The organism is Catenibacterium sp., assembly GCF_052354645.1.
In the GTDB taxonomy this organism is placed as follows: domain Bacteria; phylum Bacillota_I; class Bacilli_A; order Erysipelotrichales; family Coprobacillaceae; genus Catenibacterium; species Catenibacterium mitsuoka_A.
This window is the reverse complement of sequence record NZ_DAWDDM010000177.1, coordinates 1-4,248: the sequence shown is the minus strand read 5'-3', so window position 1 is coordinate 4,248 and position 4,248 is coordinate 1. Positions and strand designations below refer to the sequence as shown.

At 32.1% G+C, this 4,248-nt stretch carries 2 protein-coding genes and 1 pseudogene; all 3 read left to right on the top strand.

Features of this window, described 5'->3' with window-relative positions; genetic code table 11:
• The first annotated feature begins 168 nt into the window (after positions 1-168).
• Positions 169-2,256 (top strand): type I pullulanase, encoded by a 2,088-nt coding sequence (gene pulA / locus ACT8VG_RS08055; RefSeq protein WP_444195580.1) that lies wholly within the window; start codon positions 169-171, stop codon positions 2,254-2,256.
• Positions 2,257-2,265: 9 nt separating this feature from the next.
• Positions 2,266-2,820: an aminoacyl-tRNA hydrolase gene (gene pth, locus ACT8VG_RS08050; RefSeq protein ID WP_217106861.1), complete on the top strand. Its 555-nt coding sequence runs from the start codon at positions 2,266-2,268 to the stop codon at positions 2,818-2,820.
• 9 nt (positions 2,821-2,829) lie between these two features.
• A pseudogene (locus ACT8VG_RS08045) lies at positions 2,830-4,248 on the top strand (transcription-repair coupling factor); the annotation flags it as partial.

Below are 4,248 nucleotides of genomic sequence, written 5' to 3'. Positions count from 1 at the left end.
CAGCAAACAGTGCTTTTAATTATTTGCACTGTCTACTGGGAGGTCATCATATCAATTACGTTAAGTCTTTTTTTTATGATATATGCTTTCTTTTTCAAATTTAGATACTCTCTTTTCTTATCTTGTTTTTATGATAGAATAAGGGAGAGAAAAGGGTGGGATGTAGACATGCAAAGAGAATCAATTCGTATGTATGCTTATGCAATTGACTTTGATTTAATCAAAGTTGATTTATCATTAAATTATTATAACGGAATTTCAAGTCAGTATTATTTAAAGAATTTAGATACAAGTGAAGTTAAGATACTTAAAGGCGAAGCGACTGAGAAAGAAAATGGATTCCAGTCGTATCTTTTGCATACAGACTTTTCTGTAGGTACAAGATATAAAGTGTTTGATAATTATGGCTTAGCTTGTTTTTTAGATTTTAGTCAGCTTTCTATGAGTAAAGATTTTGATGATCATTTTTATTATGATGGTGATGATTTAGGCAGTCATTATACAAAAGAAAAAACGACATTCAAGGTCTGGTCACCTCTTTCTACGGAAGTTGTATTAAAAATCTGGAAAGATGAAGACCTTCATTATTATCCTTTAGAAAGAGGAGATAGGGGTGTCTATAGTACAACTATTAAGAAAAATCTAGATGGTTATGAATATGTTTATGTTATTGGAATGAATGAACAATCAATAGAAACAGCTGATCCATATGCTTATTCTTGTACAGCTAATATGCATAGTTCAGTAGTCATTGATTTAGATAAAGTAAGAAGAGTAGATTATCCTTTGACAGAACTAAAACATAATACAGATGCAGTTATTTATGAAGTCGGTGTCAGAGACTTCTCTGTTGATGAATATGGACAGATTACACATAAAGGCAAGTTCTTAGGATTCTGTGAAGAAGGTACAGTGACTAAGAATGGTTTTTCATCAGGTATGGACTATTTAGATATGCTTGGTGTCACACATGTACAGCTTTTACCAATTAATGATTATGCAACAGTAGATGAAGATCATCCAGATTTACTCTATAACTGGGGTTATGATCCAGCACAATATAATGTACCTGAAGGAAGTTATATTACTGATCCAAATGATGGCTATAAGAGAATATTAGAATGTCAGCGTATGGTACGCTGTATTCATAAGCATAATATGAGAGTTATTCTAGATGTAGTCTATAATCATATGCATGATGTGAATAACAATACATTAGAGAAGACAGTGCCTTATTATTTCTTTAGAAGAGATGAAAATGGGGAGTTATCTAATGGTTCATGGTGTGGTAATGATTTAAACACTACCGCAAAGATGTGCCGTAAATATATCTTAGATATGTGTAAGAGATGGCAGGTTCTTTATGGTGTAGATGGTTTTAGAATGGATCTCATGGGTATTATAGATATTGATACAGTGAATATGATTTATGAACAGGGTCATGCTTTAGATTCTTCTTTTATGTTATATGGTGAAGGTTGGAATATGGGTACTGCATTACCTGATTCAGAAAAGACAACAATTGAAAATAACCATAAAACACCTCATGTAGGTTTCTTTAATGATCATTTCAGAGATACAGTCAAGGGACCTAATCAGATGGAAGTCAAAGGCTATACATCAGGGGACACTTATAAGACAAATGAAGCCATTATTGCGATGTGTGACTACAATAAGTTCTTATCTATAGAACAGAGCATTAACTATACAGAATGTCATGATAATGCGACTGTATTTGATAAATTCATTATTTCCAATGGACATGAAGATGAATATTGTCGCCAAAAGAGATGTTTATTAACTCTTGCGATGACAATTCTTGCGCAAGGGGTTCCTTTTATTCATGCCGGACAGGAATTTTTAGGTACTAAGAATGGTAATCAGAATTCTTATAATGCGGGTGATGCAGTTAATAAACTAGACTGGGAACGTCATGACGAATATATGAATGTTGTACAGGCTGTAAAGTTCTTTATTGATCTAAGAAAACACAACAAGTGCTTTAGATATTATGATTATGAAGATATGCATCAACATGTATTTATCAACAATATCTACTATCGTATGGTAGAATATCATCTCACTCAGGATGAAGGAGATTATAAAGAATTTAAGATTTACTTTAATCCTTCATATGATGTCATTACTATTGGTATTGAAGACGATTTTAAGATATTATATAGTATGTCAAATGAAAGAATAGAAAATGGACAACTCAATGTATTTGGTGTATCCATGGTTGTATGTGCAAGATAGGAGAATGTAATGAAATTAATTGTTGGATTAGGAAATCCTGGTAAAGAATATGATATGACAAGACATAATACAGGATTTTATTGTTTAGATGTATTAAGTGATGAAATGAATCAATCTATTGACAAAGAGAAATTCAAAGGTTTATATACTAAATTCAAGTATAAGGGTGAAGATGTTATTTTATTAAAACCTCAGACTTATATGAATAATTCTGGTGAATCTGTTGCAGCAGTGATGCAGTTCTTCAAGATTCCAGTAGAAGATATATTAGTTATTTATGATGATATGGATATGCCTACTGGTAAACTACGTTTAAGAGAAAAAGGCAGTGCAGGTGGACATAATGGGATCAAGAGTATTATTGCCCATGTAGGGACTCAGAACTTCAAACGTATTCGTGTAGGTATTTCAAAGAATAAGCTTTATAGTGTTGTAGACTGGGTACTAGGACACTACTCTAAAGAAGAAGAAAAGCTAATATCAGAAGGTGCTAAACGTGCAGCAGAAGCTGTATTATGTTATTTAGATGATGGTTTTAATAAAGCAATGAATAAATTTAACTAGGTGATTGTTATGGAGAAAATACTGAATCTTTTAAAAGATAATCAGGCCTTAAGAACCTTAGATACAGACAAAGGAACTATTGTCACAAACTCAACTAGCGATGAGGCTTATCTCATTGCTGGTTCTTTTTGGCATCATCCAAGAAAAATCCTGATTATTAAAAATAACCAATATGAGGCATTTAACCTCTATAAAACATTAACTGAACTTGTGAATCAAGTTGTTTATTTTCCTGCAGATGAATCATTACGTGTAGAATCAGTGGCGTATTCTTATGAACTATTAGGAGAAAGAATTAATGCATTATATGCGATGACACAAGATAAACCAATGATTTGTGTTTGTCATATGCATTCAATGACACGTTATGTGACACCTGTAGAACTCTTTAAAAAGAGTATTATAAGTTTAAAGAAGGGTGATACAGTAGATCCTTTAGAATTAAAGAAGAAATTACAGTCTATTGGCTATAAGAATACCCAAAGAGTAGATTCTCCTTTCTATTATTCTAGAAGAGGTGAAGTACTAGATGTTTATACAATCCAGTATGAACATCCAGTACGTATTGAATTCTTTGATGATGAAATAGAAGAAATCTCTTTTTATGATAAAGACTCACAAAGAAGAACAGAAAGAAAAGAATCTATCGATATTCTTCCAGCTACAGATATGATGTATGAGGATGATGGTTTATCACAGGTAGAAGCCTCTATCATGGCTTTAAAAGAGAAGATGAAGATCAAAGATGAATTCAAGGATGAACTTGAAGAAACATATGCATTAGATATTGAATCACTCAAAACACATGACTATAGTCCACGTATTTATCAATACTTAAGTTTATTCCCTCAAACTGCCACAATTATAGATTATGCAAGTGATTATACTATTATTACTGCATCTCTTGCTTCTATTCTTGCTTCTTATAAGACTTATATGGAAGAGAACTACCTCTATTATCATGAACTAGAAGAAATAGGACAGATGATCAGAGGAATTAAGCTTATTAATAACCCTCAGGATATCTTAAAACATCCTGATGTTGATTTAGTACGCTTTAGAGAAAATGATAAACAAATCATGTTTATGACTCAGCCTGTAATGATTTCTATGGCTAATGAAAAAGTCTTTATTAGTCAATTAAAGGACTTACTTACATATAATCGTGTCATGATTGGTGTAGATGAAAAGCGTCAGATAGATGTATTAGTAAACCTATTTACTGATCATGCTATTCCATTTACTCTCACAAGTGCCACAAATAAGATTTATGACGGGGTTAATCTATTTTTAGGACATCTACCTTGTGGAATGAACTTTGTAGAAGAGAAGACTGTATTACTCACAAGTCAGGAACTCTTTAAAGTACAAGAAACAAAGAAGAAATATATTAAATACAGAGATGCCACTAAAATCTCAGACTATAAT